Origin of the sequence: Actinoplanes sp. NPDC051411 (genome assembly GCF_040682075.1) — a bacterium.
Lineage (GTDB): Bacteria > Actinomycetota > Actinomycetes > Mycobacteriales > Micromonosporaceae > Actinoplanes.
The window spans coordinates 1-19,120 of the sequence record NZ_JBFBAD010000045.1; the positions used below are offsets into that span (position 1 = coordinate 1).

The window sequence follows — 19,120 nt, forward strand, 5'->3', positions numbered from 1 at the left end:
TCGCCGACCACCACCGTGCTCACAATCACCACCCCCGGGGTTGCGGACCGCGCCGTGGCGTGCCGCGTTGGCGCGCGGGCGGCGTCCGCCGTCCGGCGCGCCTTCCCCGTAGCGTTGGAGAGCTCGAATGACTGCTCCCGCCATTGATCCCGCGGCGCCGGGTCCGGCCGCGACAGCGGCCGGCCGGTCGCCGACCGGTCCCGAGCCGGCGGCGTGCCTGATGGAGCTGGGCCTCGGCGCGTCCGTCGGCGACGGATCGGTGCCGGCCGGACGGAATTCCAACTGGGCCGGGCATACGTCGCTGGGGCGGCGGGTGTTCGTGAAGCAGCTTCGCGGCGATGCCGGCGACGCGCGGCGGCGGTTGCGCCGGACGATGGCATTCGAGGAGGCGATGTGCGCCGCCGGCCTGCCGTCACCCCGTCCGCTCGGCGCCTGCGAGGAGCACCTGTTGCTGGTGAGCGAACTGATCGAAGACGCGACGTCCGGCGCCGAGCTGGCGGATGCCGACGAGTTCGACCCGGAGTTGGCGGGCATGGCCGGCGAGATGGTCGCGCGCCTGCACTCCTCGTCACCGGTAACCGCCTCGGACGTCTCCCGCCCACCGCTGCCCGATCTTGATCTGTTGCGCGTGCTTCCCCTCGCCACCTACCTGAAGTCCAGTAACGCGGAGTTGGCGTTCTGGCGGCTGGTCCAATCGGATCCGGCGATCGCCGGCTCGGTGGCCGGGCTGCTCGACGACTCCGACCGGGCACCGCACGTGCCGGCCCATTGCGACCTGCGTCTCGATCAGTTCCTGCGATCCGGCGGCCGGCTGCTGCTGACCGACGGCGAGGAGTTCCGGCTGGCGGACCCGGCCCGCGATGTCGGCAGCTTCGCCGGCGAGTGGTTGTTCCGGTCGGTCGCCGGACTGGTGGGAGACCTGGACGACACCACAGCGGACGACCCAGATGCCCAGATCATCCGTACGGCGGCGCGGCGGTTGGCCGAGCGCCGGCCGATCGTGGCGAGCTTCTGGAACGCGTACCTCGGCGTACGCCGCCCCGACCCCGGCCTCGCCGCCCGGGCCACCGCCTTCGCCGGCTGGCATCTGTTCGACCGGGCCGCGGCCGGAGCCGCCCGCAGCCCGAGGCTGGCGCCCCCGTTACGCGCCGCGATGGGAGTGGGTCGCCAGGCCCTCGCCGCCCCGGAGCGCTTCGCCGCGACGATCGGCCTGGCATGAGTGCACCGGCGGCGACACCCATCGCGGCACTGGTGGAGGCCCTCGCCGACGTCTGGGTCGCCCCGGACGGGCGGCAGGCCGGGCTCGGCGGTACGCAGTTGGAGGCGCCGTCGGCCCGGCGGATGGCCGAGCGGTTGGGACAGGAGCTGTACCAGCGGTTGCATGCCGGGAGCGTCGATGGCGATCATGGCCGGCGAGATTCCACCCTGGAAGCGGCGCTGGCCGAGGCCACCCCGCACCGCACCTCGCCGATCGCCCGGACGCGGCCGGTGGACGGCGCCGGGGAAGGTGTGGTGCTGATAGACGGTCTTCGGGTGCGCGTTCCGCCGGCAATGCTCACCGGCCCGGAAATGCTCCTGCCGGCGGCCCGTCCGGCTCTCTCGCCCGGCCACTACCTGGTCGACGGGCCGACCGGGCGCATGCACGGCGGCCCGATCCTGCGCGTCTACGTACACCTGCGCGATCCGGCCGATGCCCCGGCCCGCTGGCATGACGTTCTTACCGCGCTGAACGATGCCGGCGTCACGTACCGGGCCAAGATCGTCTCGAAGGCGGGCGGTTATCCGCGCCGCGACGCCATGGTCGTGTACCTCGGACCCGGGCACTGGCAGGCCGCCGGTCTGATCCGGGACACCGTCGACGGACGGCCCGCGGTGGGACCGGAGTGTTCCCTGTTCGCTCATCGGCTCGCCCCCGGCGTCGCCGCGGCCTGGGATCCCGATGACCCGCGGCCCGGCCGTCGAGGCATGAGCTTCGGCGAACACCGAGCCCGCGCGACCGCCGAAGCCCTCCTGAGCGATGCTGATCTTGCGGCCGGCCTGGCCGAGTGCTTCACGGCGGCCTCGATCGACGCGGCGAGGCCGGCCCGCAACCACGACTCTCCGTCCCTGCCCGACCTGGGCCTCTGAAGAAATCACCGACGGCGAAAGCTGCGCGCCCTCTCCGGCCCGCTCGAAGCCGACGGCTCCGGGGAGAATCACAGTGGACGGTATGATCCGGCCGGCCACGGTAACCGGGCCTCGGACGGAAGGCGGACCAATGAGCGATTCCGACGTTGACCTGCGAGCTCGGCTCAATGCGGAGCAGCCGCACAGCGCCCGCATCTGGAACTACTGGCTCGGTGGGAAGGACAACTTCGCCGCCGACCGTACCGTCGGCGACCAGGTCAAGCAGGTCTATCCCGAGGTTGTGCAGGTCGCGCGGGCCTCGCGGGAGTTCCTCGGCCGGGTCGTACGGTTCCTCGCCGGTGAGGCCGGCATCAGGCAGTTCCTCGACCTCGGCACCGGCCTGCCCACCGCCGGGAACACCCACGAGGTCGCCCAGGCCGTCGCGCCGGACGCCAAAGTGGTGTACGTCGACAACGACCCGCTCGTCCTGGTCCACGCCCGCGCCCTGCTGGTCGGTCCGGGTGTCACCGACTACATCGACGGCGATGTGCACGGCCCCGCCAGCATCCTCGAGGCCGCGGCGAACACCCTGGACTTCACCCGTCCGGTGGCGCTGATGATGCTCGGCATCCTGGGCAACGTCGCCGACACCGACGTTCCCGGCCCGGCCGAGATCGTCGCGCGGTTCCTCGCCGCCGTGCCGTCCGGCAGCTACCTGGTCGTCAACGACAGCGTCGTGACCGCCGAGACCGCCGAGGCCGTTCGCACCGCCCGCACCAGCGGGGCGGACTACCACCTGCGCACGGTCGAGGAGATGAGCGGCTTCTTCACCGGCCTCGATCTGGTCGAGCCGGGCGTCGTGTCGACCCCGCTCTGGCGGCCCGAGCCGGACGCCACTCCCCAGGCGCTCAACGTCTACTGCGGCGTCGCCCGTAAACCGTGAGGCCTGATCTCCCCGCGTCAGGCCGCGGCCTCCCCGGCCAGGCGGACCGGGCCGGGGAACGGGATGTCGCGCACCAGGTCGAAGGTCTTCTCCCCGGTGGTCACCGTCTGGCCGGCGATTGCCAGGGCGCCCTTGATCACGCAGTCGCCGGCCCGGATGCCGGTGACGCAGCCGTCGCGGACGTGGACGAGGACTCCTCGCAGGGTCAGGCCCAGTTTGAGCTGGACGATGACCGTCGCGACCCGCTTGTTGCCCAGGTACACCTCGACCTTCGGCTCGTAGCCGACCGAGACCTCGTGGGTGACCAGCCCGATCAGCCGGACCGCGTCCGGGTCGGCGGCGGTCTCCTCGGCCGCCTGGACCAGCGCCGCGTACTTCGACCAGGACCGTTCGAAGATCGTGCCGACGCTCATCTCGAGGATCTCGCCGGCGACGCTGCCGACCTCGTCGACGACGGCGTCCGTGGTCAGGCCGGCGGTCCGGCCCAGGCGGTCGCGGATCTCGCCGGCCGAGCCGGTCGAGCGGAGCGTCTCGGTCAGCGCGCGGGCCGCGCCGTCCGGGCGGTCGAAGAAGACCGCGCTGATCGGGATGGTCGTCATGGCAGGTCCTCCGGCACGTGCGGAACCAGGCGGGGGCGGCGGATCTGGAGACGGATGTCCCGAGCCGGTGGCGCGTCCGGGCGGTCGACCCGTACGGACATCTCCTCGGGCGCGGCCACCGGGACGACGAAGACCGTCTCTTCGCGCGGCTGGTCGTCGCTCGCCCGGCGCTCGTCGGTCTGGACGGCGGCCGGGTGCGGGCGGAACCGGTCGAGGATCGGCTTACGGATGACGCGGAGGGCGAGCAGTCCGACCAGCAGGACGCCGCCGAGCGCGGTCCGCCAGAGAAGACTCCAGGCGGTGTCCCGCCAGTCGTGCTTGTTGTCGAGCGGCAGCACGAGGAACGACGAGAGGCCCTGGGCGGTGCCGCCGGCGCCACCGGACCGGGCGTAGGCGATCGTCCAGTGCAGCGGGGCCGGACCGGCTGACATCGCCGGCGGCACCTCGACCTGTGCGGTCCAGCCGCCGGGCGACTGCCGGCAGCTGGTGAGGGTGTTATCGGTGAATCCGACTCGGCAGCCGGTGATGGTGACGCCCGTGTCCTCGGAGTTGTGCGAGACGGTCACCTCCTTGCCCCCGGCCGCGGCGGCCGGGTCGGCGACGACCTCGAAGGCCGGGGCGGCCGGCGCGGATCCGTGCACCGGGTAGTCGGTCGTGCCGTCGGCCTCGGCGCGGGAGCCCGCCGGGTCGACGAAGCTGACCCGCCAGGCCAGGGGCAGCGTTTCGCCGGCGGGCGCACCGGCGGGGACGGTGGTCTGGGCCGACCAGCGGTCGCCGGAGTGCCGGCAGGCGTGGTCGCCGCCGCCGGAGAAGGCGACGGCGCAGCCGAGCATCCGTACGTCCGGGTCGAGCGGGGAGACGACGACCGTCACGCGAGCGCCGGGCGCGGCGGTCTCGGGTCTCGTCTCGGCCACGAATTCGGGCGCCGGCCCCGGCATGGTGGCCACCTGCTTGGTCCCGGTGCCGGGGCCGCCGCCGGACGTCGGTGTTGTCGCCCTGGTGGACGCCCCGGTCTGCGGCAGAGGTGGCCGAAGCAGTGGCGGCAGAATCAGGTAGGGGATGACGTCGTTGTCCACACCTCGGCGGCCGGCGGCGTCGGTGGACTCCACGCCCCAGCGCAGCAGCGTCGCGCCGGGCGGCTGATCTGTGGGCACCCGCGTGCGGACGACGCGGCGCTGGGGCGACCGCCGGCAGGTGTTGCCGATCGCGTGCGGGAAGAACGCCAGGCAGTCCACGATCTCCACCCCCGGGATCAGCGAGGTGAAGGTCAGCGTGACGGTGTCGCCGGGCCGCGCCGACGGAGGCTGGACGGTCACCGAGAAGTCCGGCTCCTCGACGACCACGGTGACGCCGACCGACCCCGTACGCCGATCGCTCTTCTCGCCGCGGCGGGAGCTCTCGAAGGTCAGCTCCCACGGCAATTCGACCGGGCCCGTCCCGGCGTCGCCGGGGATCGTGACCGTCGCCAGGTCGGTGCCGGTGCAGTCGGTGCGCTCGCGCCGATAGGTCACGGAGCAGGTCTTGACGTCGACGCCGGTGGTCAGGCTCGCGAACTGGACCGTCACCGGCGTGCCCGGCGCCACCCGGGCCGATCCGGCGATTCCCACCTGGAATTCCGGCGCGGGCCACGGTTCTACCTTGATCTCGACCTCGCCCGGCGCGATGTCGTCGGTTCCCGGCCCGCCGGTGTACGCGACGTTCCACGGCACGACCGAGGTGGTGTCCGGGGCGGGTATCCGTGCGAACCATCCGCCCCCGTCCTCGCCGCACTTGACGCCCTGCACGCTGCACCCGGTGATGGTCAGGCCGGCCGGTTCGCCGGTGAATCTCACGTCGACCGGCTGCCCCGGATGCGCCGCCGCCGGCTCCGCGACCGCGCTGAACGCCGGCTCGACGACTTCGAAGGTGAAGGCACCGGTGTCGGGATCGGACTGGGGTTTGTTGTAGAGGGTGTATCGGATGGTCCAGTGGACGTCGTGCTTGCCGGCCTTCAGGGATTTCGGCATAGCCATCGTCCATGTCGTGTCGCCGGCCGCGCCGCCGCATCCGGCGGTCGACTTCTGGTCGGCGTCCAGGTAGAACTCGCAGCTCGTGATGGCGGCGGGCGTATCCGCCGGGCGGTAGTTGATGACCGGCGGCTCGTAGGCGAACGCGACCTGGACCTCCGAGCCGGGCAGGCCGCCGGCCGGCTTCGAGCTCGCGGTGAAGTGCGGGGCCCGGGCCTCCTTCGCGGCAGGCGCCATCGACGTCCCGAGCAGTGCGATCGCGACGACAATTCGACTCAGCAGGACAGACATCACCATCACCGTCCACCCGGACGGCGTGCGCGTCAGCCTGATCACGGACACTCTCCGTGATCCGCGCGACTGCTACGGCCGAGACCTGGTTATCGGACCCTCTCCTGAAGGAACCGGACCGCGTCGGCCGGTGTCGGCATGGCCAGGTGCTCGGCGTGCATCTCCACCGCCGCTTCGCGGTAGCCGTCCAGGCCGTCGAGGAACGCATTGAGCTCGGCCGACAGTCGCTCCGGCGTGGCGTCGCCGCCCCACAGGTACGTGCCCGCGCCGGTGGCCGCGACGTGCTGCGCGTTGAACATCGTGTCGGGCAGAATCGGCATCACGAACTGCGGCAACGCGTTCTTCATGGCCGTCATGATGGTGCCGCCGCCGCCCTGGTGAACGATCGCGTCGCAGTCGGCGAGGGCCTGGTCGAGCGGCACCCGTCCGAGGCTGATCACATTGTCCGGCAGCTCGCCGAACTGTTCGCGCTGTGACTCCACCACCGCGACCACGATCTCCACGTCGTGCTCGGCCAGGGCGCGTACGACCGAGGGACCGAGCAGGCTGCTGTTGAGCGCGAGGCCGTCGATCGACGTGCCGAAGGTGACGCAGATCCGGGTCCGGCGCTTGGGACGGCGCAGCCACGACGGTTCCACGGCCGGCCCGTTGTACGGCACGTACCGCATCGGCTGCCGCTCGAGGTCGTCGTCGACCTGAAGGCGCGGCGGGCACGGGTCGAGCGTGATGTCGCCGACCGCGTTCACCCGCGGCGCGCCGATGCGGGTGGCGAGCTCGCCCAGGAGTTCGTCCTCCACGTCGCCGATCGAGCTGAGGAAGTCCACCGTCCACAGTAGGCGTACGGCGGGGACGTCCAGGCGCGCCGCGAGCACCGGGCCGAGGAAGCCGAACGGTTCGTAGACCACCGCGTCCGGTCGCCACCCGTCGGTGAACCGCACGGTGTCGTCGGCCATCGCCTCGGCGCTGTGCGCGGCGATCCGCAGCACCGTCATGCCCCGGCGCAGGCCGGCGGCGCTGTGCAGTTCGGTGGCACCGTACTTGCCGTAGTCCATGGCGTTGCGGCCCTGCCGCTTCTGGTGCCAGCCGATCTTCTGCAGCGTGTCCTGGAGGATGGCGACCGTGTCCACGTCCGCCCCGGCGAGCAGCGCGGGTAGTCCGGAACCGGCGATCGTCGGTGCGAACGAGGGGTGGCTGACCACCATCACCTCGTGGCCCGCCCCGCGAAGAGCCCAGCCGAAGGGCACCAGCGGGTTGAAATGCGAACCCCAGGCCCACGTCACGAATAGCACTCGCACAGCGACTCCCTGGATGCTGCGGCCGGCAGATGTGACAGCCACGGTGCACGGGTCCGCTGTGGAACCGCTAGAGAGTCCTCGCGGCCAGGGTCCCGCGGACGCCGTCCATCTGACGTCGCCGCCGGGCCGGCGGGCGTCACCGTCTCTAGCGAGACCCCACCGGCGCCGCGTAGTCATGACACCCATCTGAACCCGGTACGCCCGGCGTACCGTCGGCGGAGAGGAACGTGCCGCGATGCGTGTGCTCATGACAACCTGGGCCTGGGATTCCCACTATCTGCCGCTGGTCCCGCTGATGTGGGCCCTGCGTGCCGAGGGACACGAGGTGCGGGTGGCGAGCCAACCCCGGCTGGCACCGGTGATCACCGACTCCGGCGGGGTGGCGGTGGCGGTCGGCCCGGATCTCGACCACGACGAGGTGCGCGCGCGAGCCATGCGGGAGCTGTCGCTCCGGGCGGTTCCGAACGTTCCCGCCGTCGGCGAATCGATGAACGGCTGGTCGGCCGACCGCCGGGGCAAGGTCGCCCAGGTGTTCAGCGTGTTCACCGCCTACAGCGAGGCGATGCTGGACGAACTGCTGGAGTACGCCCGGTGGTTCCGGCCGGACCTGGTGATCTACGACCCGACGACGTACGCCGGCCCGCTGGTCGCCGCCGCCCTGGGCATTCCCGCGGTGCGGCACACCCACGGCGTGGACGTGACGTACCAGGCGCGTGAGGTGGCCGCCGAGCTCGTGGCGCCACTCGCGCGACGGATCGGCGTACCCGGCGCGGACATCCTCGGCGCACTCACCGTCGACCCCTGCCCGCCCAGCCTCCAGATCGAGAGCCGGGTGCGTCGCGCCCCGGTCAGGTATCTGCCCTACAACGGCCCGGCGGTGATGCCCGAGTGGGTGTGGGCGGCCGATCGGCCCCGGCCCCGGGTGTGCGTCACCTGGGGCACGTCGACCAGGCGGCTGGCCGGTGACACGCCCGTGTCGCTGCCCGACCTGGTGGAGTGGGTCCGGCAGCTGGAGTGTGAGGTGGTCGCGTGCGTCGGCGCCGAGGACGCCGCCATGCTCGGCGAGGTACCCGACGGCGTACGGGTCGCCGAGTCGCTGCCGCTGCACCTGGTGCTCCCGACCTGCGCGGCGGTCGTCCACCAGGGCGGGAACGGCACCATGCTCACCGCGGGTTATCACGGTGTGCCGCAGCTCGCGCTGCCCCAGCTGCCGGATCAGACCTTCCACAGCAAGCGGTTGGTGGCCGCCGGCGCGGGCCGGGCCCTGTTCGGCGCCGAGGTCGGCCCGGACACGGTCACCGCCGAGCTGGCGAAAGTGTTGGTCAGCAAGGAATCCGCCGACGCCGCGGCCGCGCTGCGTGCCGAGATGCACGCCCAGCCCTCGCCCGCCGACGTCGTGGCGCAGCTCGAGGGCCTGGCGACATGACGGCCGGCCCCATCGGAGATGTCTCGCGGTTCCGGCCGTTGTACTACCTCGTGGCCCCGGGCGGAATCCCGAACTTCGGCGACGAGCAGATCGTCGCCACCTGGCTCCGTCATCTCGCCGAGATCGCTCCCGACGCGGACGTCGTGCTGGACTGCCTCAACCCGGCGGGCGTCACCGCCGCGGTGCGGGCGGTTCATCCGCGGCTGCGGCTGACCAACGTCCTGTGGCAGCTGTGCATGGTCCACTGGAATGCCGGGCCCGCGGCCGCCGAGCTGGTCGGTGACATCGTCGCGAGCCCGGGCCGGTCCAGGCTGCGGATCGACGACGCCGAGAGTCTCGACCTGCTCCGCCGGGCCGCGGTCGTCCATCTGCTGGGCGGTGGTTATCTCAACGGCATCTGGCCGGCGTACCTCGGCCTGCCCGGCGGTGCCGCCGCCGCCGCGCGCTGCTCCGGCGGCCGCGCCGTGATGACCGGCCAGGGCCTGTCGCCGGCGCCGAACGGGGCCGCCGGTCTGCTGCGGGATCTGCTCGGCCGGTTCGACCTGGTCGACGTCCGGGACAGTCCCTCGGCCGAGCTCGCCGGCGAAGATGCGTCCTGCTCGGGCGACGACGTCTTCCTCGGGCTGGGCGCGCCGGCACGACCGGCCGGCGACTCGCCGGAGATGATGGTGTCGGTGCAGTCGCTGCTGTCGCACGTGGGCGTGCCGGAGACGGTGCGGATGGTCGAGCGGGCCGTGGCAGCGTGGAAACCGGCCGATGTGGGCCTGCTCGAGTGCTCACCTCGCGAGGATCGCGAACTGCTCGATCTCCTCGAGGCGGCGTTGCCGGCGGTGCGCCGGTATTCGCTGGCCGAGGTGCTGAGCGAGGGGCTGCCGGCCGCTGCCGGGCAGTGCTGGCTGTCGACCCGGTTTCACCCGCACCTGTTCGCCGCGGCCGCGGGCGCCTCCGGCGTCGCCGTCGACATCAACGCCGACTACTACGGCACGAAACACCGTTCGCTCGTGGCGTACGGCTCACGGTGGCAGGTGGTCGACGGCCCGGTCCTGACCGCCCGGCCCATGGCCGGCGGCTTTCCGCCGGAGGCCCTGCGTACGCTGAGGGCCGCCAAACGAGCCGTGGCCGACCGGATCTACCCGGCGCCCGGCGTTTCCGTGATATAGCCGCACCCAACGCGAGCAGCTCGCTATCCGGCCGGAGTCTCGAGATCCGGCCGGTATCGGGGCAGGATCCCGGCCGCCGCGAGCTCGGCGAGCGTCGGCGCGGCCGCGTCCTTGTCCGACCGGACCGGTTCACCGTCCAACCGCCACGGGATGCCGAGCTCCGGGTCGAGGGCCTGAATATCGATCATGGTGCCCGGCACGTATTCGGTCGAGCAGAGGTAGTTCATGCAGGTGTCGTCGGTGAGGGCGAGAAACGCGTGACCGAGCCCGTCGGCGAGGTAGACCCCGACACCGGAGCTCGCCTCCTGCAGCGTGACGTCGAACCGGCCGAAGGTGGGCGAGCCCACGCGCACGTCCACCACCACGTCCAGCGCCGCCCCGCGCACGCAGGTCACCAGCTTCGCCTGGCCCGGCGGGAAGACGGTGCCGTGGATGCCGCGCAGCGTGTTCCGCCGGGACACCGAGAAGTTGGCCTGCCGCACCACGAACGGCTGGCCGGTCGCGTCGGTGAGGTCGCCGAGCCGCCACGCCTCGTAGAAGGAGCCGCGCGGGTCGTCCAGGAGTGGCGGGGTGAGCCGGTACGCGTCCAGAACCGCCATGGGTTCGATCTTCATGCTCTTCACGAAACCTCTCGTCGACCGGCCAGCCGCTCCAGCCGGGCGACCGCCTCGGCCGGGTCCGGCTGCGCGGCGATCTCGTCGCGCAGGTCCGCCGCGGCGCCCCGGATCTCGTCCCCGGTCAGCGCGGCCGACATCGCGTCCATGATGGAATCCTGGGTCGCGCCCGTGGCCCGCACGCTGACTCCCGCCCCGAGCGCGACCAGCGGCACGCAATACGCCTGCACGTCCGGGGTCGCGGGCGCGACGACCTGTGGCACCCCGTGGTGGGCGGCCGTCAGCATCGTGCCGGAGGCGCCGTGATGGACGACCGCGTCGCAGGTCGGCATGATCATGCCGATCGGGACGTTCTCGACGATCGTGATCTCCGAGCGGAAGTCCTCGATGTACTGCCGGTCGGCGGCCGCGACCGCCGCGACGACCTCGCAGTCGTGGTCCAGCGCCGCCTTGACGACTCCGGCGACCGGGAACTTGTCGATGCCTTCCCGGCGGATCAGCGTCGTACCCCAGGTCACGAGGACGCGGCGTCGCCGCGGGCGCGCCACCACCGACGGCGGCACGATGCCGGAGCCGTTGTACGGGATGTAGCGGACCGGAATTCGCTCCGGCACCTCCGTGACCTCCAGGCTCGCCGGACAGGGGTCCACCGTCGCGACACCGGCGTCCGCCCGCGGTTCGCAGGCGTACCGCTCGTAGAGTTCTCGCAGCGACGCGGGCCAGTAGCGAACCGGCGCCCCCGAGCCGGCCACCCGGAAAGCCCGCATGATGTCCGGGCCCCACAGGTGACGCACCATCGGGGCGCCCGCCTGCGCGGCGGCGATCGGCGCGACGAACGCCAGCGGGTCGCCGAGCACGAGGTCCGGGCGCCAGTCGCGGACGAACGGCACGACGTCCGCGGCGGCGGCCCGGGTGATCTCGGCATAGAGCTCGAGCATCATCCCGATCACCGCCAGCTCGTCGACGGATCCGTCCGGCCGTTCGACGAGCCGCCGGGCGCGCTTCTGCTCGTCCGCGATGTCGACCGCGCGCCCGATGGTCACCATCGGCGTTCCGGATGCCAGGACGGCGGCCTCGACCGAGCGGTCACCGGCGACACAGACCTCGTGGCCGGCCATCCGGCAGGCCCAGATCAGCGGGACCATGGGAAGGTAGTGCGACGGTGCCGAGAACGGCACGAAAAGTATCCGCAAGGTTCGCACCTCCGTCCGGGCCGCAGAAACCGATCGGCGCACCCACAGCGCTTATTGCGCGCCCGGCACTCCGCCGGATTCCGGCCGCCGGCGGGCATCGCGATCGACCCGATTCTGCCCGGGCCGGGTCGTAAACCTCTGGAGCCGGCCGGCTGCCTTCACCGGACGCTAGAAGACCGCTGGTGCGGCAGCGATGGGCAGGCGCCGGTCGCCGGCTTCAGGGCTCCGGCCGTGTCTCGACCGCCCCGATGACCTGAGTGGCACGCAACAGCTGCCGGCCGATCGACGTCAGGGCGTATTCGTCATGGTGGGCGCACCGGCGTTTCTCGATGACACCGAGCCCGTTCCGGAGATAGTCCAGGGTGCTCGCGAGGGTCTGGGCGTGAACGTATTTCCCGTCCTCGCCGATGGTTCGAGCAATTTCGACATAGCGCTTGGATCCGTCAGCCAACGCATCGAGCACGCTCTGACCGAACTTGCGTCGATGAATGTCGCGAAGAAGTTCCAGCATGCTGTGCAGCTCAGCTCGCCCCCCGTCCGAGCGTGGTCCCGGTCGCGGGAACCATCACCGCAACCATCGACCCGCATCATATTGCTGCGGCAAGCGCAATGCCACTTGGCGACCACAAACGACATAAGTCGGTTACGGGACGCTCGGGCTGTTCGCACCTTTTGCAGCATTCGAGGAGTTTGCGACGGTCAAGGTCGTCTTCGCGCGGTGAGGTCGCCCCGTTATCCCGGGACAGCGGCTCAGTATCTGAACGAAATACCAGTGTTCGTTGTGGACGGAGCCCGGCGAAAGGCTTGGTCGCGGCCGGTTACTCATCCCGACATGAGCACTCCGACGAGATCATGCGTGACTGATCATCGTTGCCCGGCACGGAAAGTGGGTGATAGAGATGAATGGCGATGCCGGGCCATCCGATCATTCAGACCCGGCACTCCACATCGCGAAGGCAGCTGTCTATCCAGCCTATTGACAAAGAGCTGGAGCCGAGCCGGCACGAAGCCGTTCGGGTTGCTGCCGGTCGTGACAAACAGAACGAGTTGCCGACGGGGGTTCGGGCATGACTTCTGATGTGGCCATTGCCGTAATGGGGGCACTGGAGCTGCGCGCCGGCGAACGCGTGCTGACTCCCAGCGCTCCCAAACTTCGGAGCCTGCTGGCGCTGCTCGCCTTACGCAGCAACCAGATCGTCACCACCGGGACCTTGATGGAGGAGCTGTGGGAGAACGATCCTCCGGTGTCGGCCCTGGCCACCCTCCAGACCTACATCTACCAACTACGCCGGGTGCTGGCGAAAGTCGGTCCGGACGCCCAGATCCTGCAGACCAAGCCGCAGGGCTACGTCATCCGCCTGGAGCGCGACAAGCTGGACTGGAACCAGTTCAAGGACCATGTCCGGGACGGCCGCGCCGCGCTCGACCGAGGCGGCGCGGAAGCGGCCTCGGCGGCGCTCGGGCGCGCCCTGGCCCTGTCCACCGGTGACCCGCTGGCCGACGTGGAGGCCGGGCCGATCCTGTCGGCCCACATCAACGAGCTGACCGAGAACAAGTTGCAGGCGCTGGAACTGCGCATCGAGGCGGACCTCCGGCTGGGCCGCGCCCGCCAGCTGATCGCCGAGCTGAAGACGCTGATCGCCGCGAACCCTTACCACGAGGACTTCTACTTCAAGCTGATGCTGAGCCTGGAGTACTGCGGGCGCCGGGTCGAGGCGCTCGAGGTCTACCAGGAGCTGCGCAGGACCCTCGTCGAAGAGCTCGGCATCGAGCCGTCGGCCAAGGTGCAGCAGTTGCAGCTCCAGCTGCTCACCGTTCACGAAGGTTCCCTGTCCGGAGCCGACACGGACACCGCCACGATCGCCACGATCACGCCCCGGATCACCCGGCCGGCGCAGCTGCCGCCCGATCTGCCGGACTTCGCCGGCCGCGCCTCGGCGGTCTCGATGCTCGGCGACCTGTCGCTCGGCACCGACGGCACTCCGGCCGCCCGGCTGCTCCACGTGACCGGCATGTTGGGCATCGGCAAGACCGCCCTGGCCCTCCACGTGGCACACCTCATCCGGGAGCGGTTCGTCGACGGTCAATTCCACGCCGACCTGGGCAACGGCTCCGGCCGGCCGGCCGACCCGTACGCCGTACTCGGCCGCTTCCTGCGTGCCACCGGGCTGGCCGACGCGGACCTGCCGCAGGAGCTGGACGAACGCGCCCAGATGTTCCGCAGCTGGACCGCCGACCGCAACGTGCTCGTTCTGCTCGACGACGCCGCCTCCGCCTCTCAGGTCGCGCCGCTGCTGCCCGGAGGCAGCCGGTGCACCGCCCTGATCACCAGCTGCTGCGCGCTTCCGGGCCTGCACGGTGCCCGGGTGCTCGAGCTGGAACCGCTCGAGATCGACTCGTGCGCCGAGCTCCTCGCGGCGCTGATCGGCCGCGACCGCGTCGAGCGGGAGGAGGACATGGCCCGCAGCATCGCCCAACTGTGCGGGCGACTGCCGCTGGCGATCCGCGTCATCGGCACCAAGCTGAGGGAGGCTCCCCGCTACCCGCTCCGCAAGATGGTGCGGCGCCTGGCCGACGAATGCCGGCTGCTCCCCGAGCTCTGTACCGAGGAGCGGGGCCTGGGCGACCGGCTGTGCCACGAGCACGCGCGGCTCTCGGCCGACGCCCGCCATCTGCTCTCCCGCATAGTGGGGGAGAGCGCGAACCCGTTCGTGGACATCGGTAAGGCCTCCGCGCTGGGGGACCTGGATCTCTACACCACCGAACTGCTGATAGAGGAGTTGGTCCGGGCCCGGTTCCTGCGCACGATCGACCTGGACGGGTACGGAGCCGGCGGCTACGTCGTGCCCGTGGTCGTCCGCTCGTTCGTCCGCCAGAACCGCCAGGCCCACGAGGTCCCGGTCGATCCCACCACCGATTCCCGCATCGGCCGGGCCTACGTCCCGGCCGGCCCGCTGAGCGTCGGGAATGGACAGAACCCGTCGGCGGCCCTCGGGGGCGAGTTTCGCCGGTAGGCATCGCCGGTCACAGGGTCTCCCCGTCGTGCCGCGAGAAGATCAGGTCAGCCTGTCCGGTGATGGGTCCGCGGACGCGGCGCGGTGCGGACGGCGGCCGCAGATAGGTCGAGGGGCGGTAGCTGTTGACCAGCCGGTACGGATGGAAGCCCCGATCGGTCAGCAGCGCTGTCGTCTCGGCGATCGTGCGCTGTTGCCGCGCCAGCATGGTCTCGTTGACCTCGACGACGATCTCGACGTCGGGACGGGCACCGTCGAGGGCCGGGGCCAGGCCGCTCAGGGCGGCGTACTCGCCACCCTCGATGTCAATCTTGACGACCCGGGCCGCGGCGAGCTCCGCCGGGCGCAGAAGTGCGGGCAGAGGCTTCGCCGGAGCCGTGAAGGCCGGTTCCAGGTCGTCCGACTCGGGGACGCTCGTGGTGACGCTGTGAATGCCCTTCTTCGGCTCGTAGAAGGCCAGTTCGCGCTCCGCGGCGGCGACCGCCGCCCGCACCGGCCGGACGTTGCCGATCTGGTTGACCGCCAGATTCCGGAGCAGCTCGCCGTACGCGGCGGGTGAGCACTCGATGGCCACCACCGACCCGGTGTGCCCGACGATCGGCGCCGCCAGCAGGCTGAAGTAGCCGACGTTGGCGCCCACATCGACGAACACGTCGCCCGGTCGCAACACGCGGGTCAGCCAGGCCGTCAGGCTGGGTTCCCAGACTCCGAACTGATAGAGGTAGCGCTGCACGATGTCCTTCGTGTCGAGCGCCATCCGGGCCCCGCCGCGCAGCGTGGTGCTGCGCGCGACCGGCCGTTCGCGCAACGCCGGGTTCAGATAGCGGTCGACGATTCGAGCCTTGCCCAGCGTGCCGGGAAAGAACCGTACGTATCCCCGGGTCATCCCGGCGACCGTCGTTGGTGTCCGCATGACTCGGCCTCCTTTCCGGTCAGCCGGCGTGCGGCACGCGCAACGCCGAGAAGCAATCGGTCACCGCCTCGTCGGTCGCGGCCAGGAACGCCTTGACCGCGACCGGGTCGGACCGGTCGACCGCGCCCCGGGTCGCCGACAGCACCATGCGGGCGGCGCCGTCCGTCGTGCCGTAGAGGAAACACATGAACCCCGGCACGTTGCCGAAGTGCCCGACCGCGGTCCGGCCGTCCTGGAAATCCTTGCGGAACAGTCCGGCGCTGACTCCCGGTCCCGGGGGCGGCGGCACGAAGGTGAGCATCTCGGCCAGCCGGGGCGGGTCCAGCACCTGCCCGCTGACCAGGGCGTACAGGAAGAGGTCGAGATCCGCGGTGGTGGAGATGACCGAACCGGCGGCGCCGTACCAGGTGGGGCTGGACCGCGTCACGTCCACCACCGTCAGCTCGCCCGCCTGCCGGTAGGCCAGATAGCCGTGGGCGTGCGGACCGGGGATGTCGGTGCGCTCGACCGGCACCAGCGTGTCCCGCATCCCCAGCGGCCGGGTGATCCGGTGACGGATCTGATCGGCGTACGACGTGCCGGTGATCTTCTCGATGATCAGCTGGACCAGGAGATAGTTGGTGTTCGAGTACGCGAACCCGGCACCCGGCACGCAGCGCCGTTCCCGGGTGAGCCCGAACCGGATCAGCTCCTCCGGCGGATAACTCGTCTCCAGCCGCTGCACATACTCCGGTCCCGGCGCCGGGAAGACGCCGGGCTCGCTGCTTCCGTCCGGCCGGTTGTCGCCCGAGTAGTTGGCCAGCCCGCTGATGTGCATCAGGACGGTCCGTACGGTGACCGCGTCCTCCAGGCCCCACTGCGGCAGGTAACGCCGCACCGGGTCGTCCAGGGCCAGTTCACCCTGGCCGCACAGCATCAGCACCACGGCGGCGGCGAACGGCTTGGTGACACTCCCGATCCGGAAGCGGCCGCCGGCCGGCACCGGGTCCGGCCGTCCGAGCTCGGCCACGCCCGCGCTCCCGGTCCAGTCGCCGTCGGCGTCGTGCACCCGTACCTGCACTCCGGCGGCACCGGCCGCCACCAGCTTCTCCATCGAGCGGCTCAGCATCGCCCGGCCGTCGTCACTCACGGCCGGCCGAGACCCAGTTGAGGTCGCGCGAGCGAGGGCCGGCGACCGCGGTGGCGATCCCGTCCAGCCGGGCGATCTGTTCGGCGGAGAGCCGCAGGCCGGTCCCGGCCAGGTTCTCGACCACCCGCTGCGGCGAGCGGGTCGAGACCACCGGCACCACCGGCAGGCCGAACGCCCTTCCCCGGGCGATCAGCCAGGCCAGACTGACCTGTGCCTGGGTGGCCCCGGCCTGGTCGGCGACGGCCGCGATCGCGGACACCGCGGCCAGGTTGGCCGGCAGGTTCTCGTCCCGGTAGCGCGGCATCAGTACGCGGCGCAGGTCGTCGCCGGCCAGCGACTCGGCGCTGACCGTGCCGGCCAGGAAGCCCCGGCCGAGCGGCGAGTAGGGCACGAATCCGATGCCGAGCTCGGCCGCGGCCGGCACCACGTTGGTCTCGACGTCACGGCTCCACACGCTCCACTCCGACTGCACGGCCGCGACCGGATGGACGGCATGGGCGCGGCGCAGCTCGTCCGCGGTCACCTCGCACAGTCCGATGTGGGCGACCTTGCCCGCGGTGACCAGCTCGGCCATCGCGCCGACGGTCTCCTCGATCGGCACGGCGGGATCGGGGCGGTGCAGGTAGTACAGGTCGATCCGGTCGGTGCCGAGCCGGGTCAGGCTGGCGTCGCAGCATTGCGGCACGTACGCCCGGTCGCCGCGGGCCTGGCGCCGCGCGGCCCTCAGGTCGCCGGTGATGCCGAACTTGGTCGCCAGGGTGACCTCGTCCCGCCGGTCGGCCAGCAGCCGGCCGACGAGCTCCTCGTTGCCGCCGTGGCCATAGGCGTCGGCGGTGTCGATGAACGTGACACCGGCGTCGACCGCCGCGTGCAGGGTGGCCAGCGCGGTCTCGGGCGGGACCTGGGGCTCGCTCGTGCGGTAGACCGACATGGTCGCGCCCAGGGCCAGCGGGCTGGTGTGCAGGCCGTCACCGAGGTACGTGCGTCGCGTGGTCGTCACAGCCGCCATCCTTCGCCGGGGCGCTGGATTTTCGGTCCAGCCATCGCTACGACTCCGCCGGCACGGCGAAGCGCGCCCGGTACTCCGCCGACCGTTCCCGGATCCGGTCGAGGTCCAGCCCGAGCGCGGCCGGGTCGTAGCGGATGCGGCCGTGGCGGTGCGGGTGCCGGTTGGCGCGTACGGTCGCCATCGCCGTCCGGGCCGGTTCGGTCAGCGGAAGCCCGGCCCGCGCGTAGATCTCGTCGAGCACCCCGTCGGTGTCGTCGCGGATCCGCAGGAACGGGACGTCCACGATCTGCCGCTCCTCCAGCCCGGCCCGGTCGCGCATGCAGCGCTCGACCATGCCGAGCACCCGCTCGGTCCAGTAGCCGGCGGTGCGCACCGGGTCGACGGTTCTCGTCGACAGCCGCTGCCCGTACGCCATGAGCGTGCTCATCGACGGAACGACGGCGCCCGGATCGCGGTGGGTGCACACCACCGTCGCTCCCGGAAAGGCGTTGGTCAGCGGGCGCAGCTGGGCCATGTGCTGGATGGTCTTCAGCACCCACGGTCCGCCGCCACGTTGCCAGTGCAGCACCCGCAGCACGCGGGCCAGGTATTCGTACGCCGGTGTCTGATCGGTGCTCAGGAACCACGCACCGTAGGTGGGCAGCGGCGCGCCCTGGATCTCGAAGAGGATCGACGAGAAGCTCAGGCCGAGCAGGCTGAGCTCCTCGACGGTCGACCCGTCGTCGATGTCGATCATCATTTTCATCAGGGGCAGGTTCTCGTCGAGCAACCGCCGTTGTGCGGCGAGCGCCGGGTCACCGGCCGGTGCGGCGGCCGGCTCGGGCGGCCCTTCCGCTTCCTCCGCCGACAGGGCGCGCACCCCCGGATCGGCGGCCAGCAGGTTGTGCAGGAAGGTCGTCCCGGACCGGGGCAGGCCGGCGATGACGATCGGCGGTTCGCCGCGCGGCCGGTCGATGTCGGGATGGTCCTTGATGAACCGCTCGACGCGCAGGCGCGCGCAGAGCAGCCGCTGGATCTGCAGTCGCTGGGTCAGCGCGCCGAGCGGGCTGAGGTCACCCTCCTCGTGCAGCGCCCGGCACAGAACCTCGAGGGGCGTGCGGAACCAGTCCGGCCCGAAGTCGTCCAGCCCGGTCAGTTCGGCGGCCTCGGTCATCAGGCGCTCGGGGTCGATCGCCGCGTACTGGTCGTGCCGGCCGATCCGCTCGCACATCGCCCGCATCTCGGGCGTCAGCCGCGGCGCGGCGAGATCCGCGATCTCGGTGAAGCTGGTCGTGGTCATGGGCGGTCCTCCCGGCTGGCCGATCCGTCGATTGCCGCTCGGTCCGCTGTGGAATCACTGGGGCCCGGCGCTTTTAGAAGGGCTCTAGCGCGGGCACGGAGAAGTGAGGTGTACACATGCCTGGCGGCCCTTCGGAGCCGGCG

At 71.4% G+C, this 19,120-nt stretch carries 16 protein-coding genes; 6 read left to right on the top strand and 10 right to left on the bottom strand.

Annotated elements, in window-relative coordinates:
* The first annotated feature begins 127 nt into the window (after positions 1-127).
* From lxmK to AB0M88_RS24465, 3 genes are all read left to right on the top strand, one after another.
* A complete protein-coding gene (lxmK, locus tag AB0M88_RS24455) occupies positions 128-1,219 on the top strand; it encodes a class V lanthionine synthetase subunit LxmK (protein ID WP_364105922.1) in 1,092 nt (363 codons plus the stop codon).
* A complete protein-coding gene (locus AB0M88_RS24460) occupies positions 1,216-2,127 on the top strand; it encodes a T3SS effector HopA1 family protein (protein ID WP_364105924.1) in 912 nt (303 codons plus the stop codon). Before lxmK ends, AB0M88_RS24460 begins: the two co-directional genes overlap by 4 nt.
* A gap of 130 nt (positions 2,128-2,257) precedes the next feature.
* The gene (locus AB0M88_RS24465; RefSeq protein ID WP_364105926.1) at positions 2,258-3,049 is read left to right on the top strand and encodes an SAM-dependent methyltransferase; all 792 of its coding nucleotides are present in this window, start codon (positions 2,258-2,260) and stop codon (positions 3,047-3,049) included.
* Between the two features lie 17 nt (positions 3,050-3,066).
* Here the strand turns inward: AB0M88_RS24465 and AB0M88_RS24470 are convergent, their stop codons facing one another.
* Genes AB0M88_RS24470 through AB0M88_RS24480 form a run of 3 tightly spaced genes read right to left on the bottom strand, consistent with a single transcriptional unit; the run spans position 3,067 to position 7,240 of the window.
* A complete protein-coding gene (locus tag AB0M88_RS24470) occupies positions 3,067-3,648 on the bottom strand; it encodes a hypothetical protein (RefSeq protein WP_364105928.1) in 582 nt (193 codons plus the stop codon).
* On the bottom strand, positions 3,645-5,990 hold the full coding sequence (locus AB0M88_RS24475) for a hypothetical protein (RefSeq protein ID WP_364105930.1): 2,346 nt from the start codon (positions 5,988-5,990) through the stop codon (positions 3,645-3,647). Before AB0M88_RS24475 ends, AB0M88_RS24470 begins: the two co-directional genes overlap by 4 nt.
* Before the next feature lie 44 nt (positions 5,991-6,034).
* Positions 6,035-7,240, bottom strand: a complete 1,206-nt coding sequence (locus tag AB0M88_RS24480; RefSeq protein WP_364105932.1) for a nucleotide disphospho-sugar-binding domain-containing protein — start codon at positions 7,238-7,240, stop codon at positions 6,035-6,037.
* 235 nt (positions 7,241-7,475) lie between these two features.
* Between AB0M88_RS24480 and AB0M88_RS24485 the strand changes: the two genes are divergently transcribed.
* Complete coding sequence (locus AB0M88_RS24485) at positions 7,476-8,666, top strand: nucleotide disphospho-sugar-binding domain-containing protein (RefSeq protein WP_364105934.1); 1,191 nt, start codon at positions 7,476-7,478, stop codon at positions 8,664-8,666.
* A gap of 38 nt (positions 8,667-8,704) precedes the next feature.
* Positions 8,705-9,826 (top strand): polysaccharide pyruvyl transferase family protein, encoded by a 1,122-nt coding sequence (locus AB0M88_RS24490; protein ID WP_364105936.1) that lies wholly within the window; start codon positions 8,705-8,707, stop codon positions 9,824-9,826.
* Positions 9,827-9,849: 23 nt separating this feature from the next.
* Here the strand turns inward: AB0M88_RS24490 and rfbC are convergent, their stop codons facing one another.
* From rfbC to AB0M88_RS24505, 3 genes are all read right to left on the bottom strand, one after another.
* Positions 9,850-10,440, bottom strand: a complete 591-nt coding sequence (rfbC, locus tag AB0M88_RS24495; protein ID WP_364105938.1) for a dTDP-4-dehydrorhamnose 3,5-epimerase — start codon at positions 10,438-10,440, stop codon at positions 9,850-9,852.
* Positions 10,441-10,445: 5 nt separating this feature from the next.
* Positions 10,446-11,633: a nucleotide disphospho-sugar-binding domain-containing protein gene (locus AB0M88_RS24500; protein ID WP_364105940.1), complete on the bottom strand. Its 1,188-nt coding sequence runs from the start codon at positions 11,631-11,633 to the stop codon at positions 10,446-10,448.
* Between the two features lie 217 nt (positions 11,634-11,850).
* Positions 11,851-12,144 carry a winged helix-turn-helix transcriptional regulator gene (locus AB0M88_RS24505; RefSeq protein WP_364105942.1) on the bottom strand — a complete coding sequence of 98 codons (294 nt, stop codon included), beginning with the start codon at positions 12,142-12,144 and terminating at the stop codon, positions 11,851-11,853.
* Between the two features lie 556 nt (positions 12,145-12,700).
* On the opposite strand from AB0M88_RS24505, the gene AB0M88_RS24510 reads away from it, so the two are divergent.
* A complete protein-coding gene (locus tag AB0M88_RS24510) occupies positions 12,701-14,647 on the top strand; it encodes a BTAD domain-containing putative transcriptional regulator (protein ID WP_364105944.1) in 1,947 nt (648 codons plus the stop codon).
* Between the two features lie 10 nt (positions 14,648-14,657).
* Here AB0M88_RS24510 and AB0M88_RS24515 read toward each other — a convergent pair whose 3' ends face one another.
* From AB0M88_RS24515 to AB0M88_RS24530, 4 genes are read right to left on the bottom strand one after another with little or no spacing between them, the layout of a single operon-like run.
* Complete coding sequence (locus AB0M88_RS24515) at positions 14,658-15,560, bottom strand: FkbM family methyltransferase (RefSeq protein ID WP_364105946.1); 903 nt, start codon at positions 15,558-15,560, stop codon at positions 14,658-14,660.
* A 19-nt stretch (positions 15,561-15,579) separates the two neighbouring features.
* The gene (locus tag AB0M88_RS24520) at positions 15,580-16,689 is read right to left on the bottom strand and encodes a serine hydrolase domain-containing protein (protein WP_364105948.1); all 1,110 of its coding nucleotides are present in this window, start codon (positions 16,687-16,689) and stop codon (positions 15,580-15,582) included.
* The gene (locus AB0M88_RS24525) at positions 16,682-17,689 is read right to left on the bottom strand and encodes an aldo/keto reductase (RefSeq protein ID WP_364105950.1); all 1,008 of its coding nucleotides are present in this window, start codon (positions 17,687-17,689) and stop codon (positions 16,682-16,684) included. The genes AB0M88_RS24520 and AB0M88_RS24525 overlap by 8 nt, the downstream gene beginning before the upstream one ends.
* Positions 17,690-17,735: 46 nt before the next feature.
* Positions 17,736-18,977 carry a sulfotransferase gene (locus AB0M88_RS24530; protein ID WP_364105952.1) on the bottom strand — a complete coding sequence of 414 codons (1,242 nt, stop codon included), beginning with the start codon at positions 18,975-18,977 and terminating at the stop codon, positions 17,736-17,738.
* Positions 18,978-19,120 lie beyond the last annotated feature (143 nt).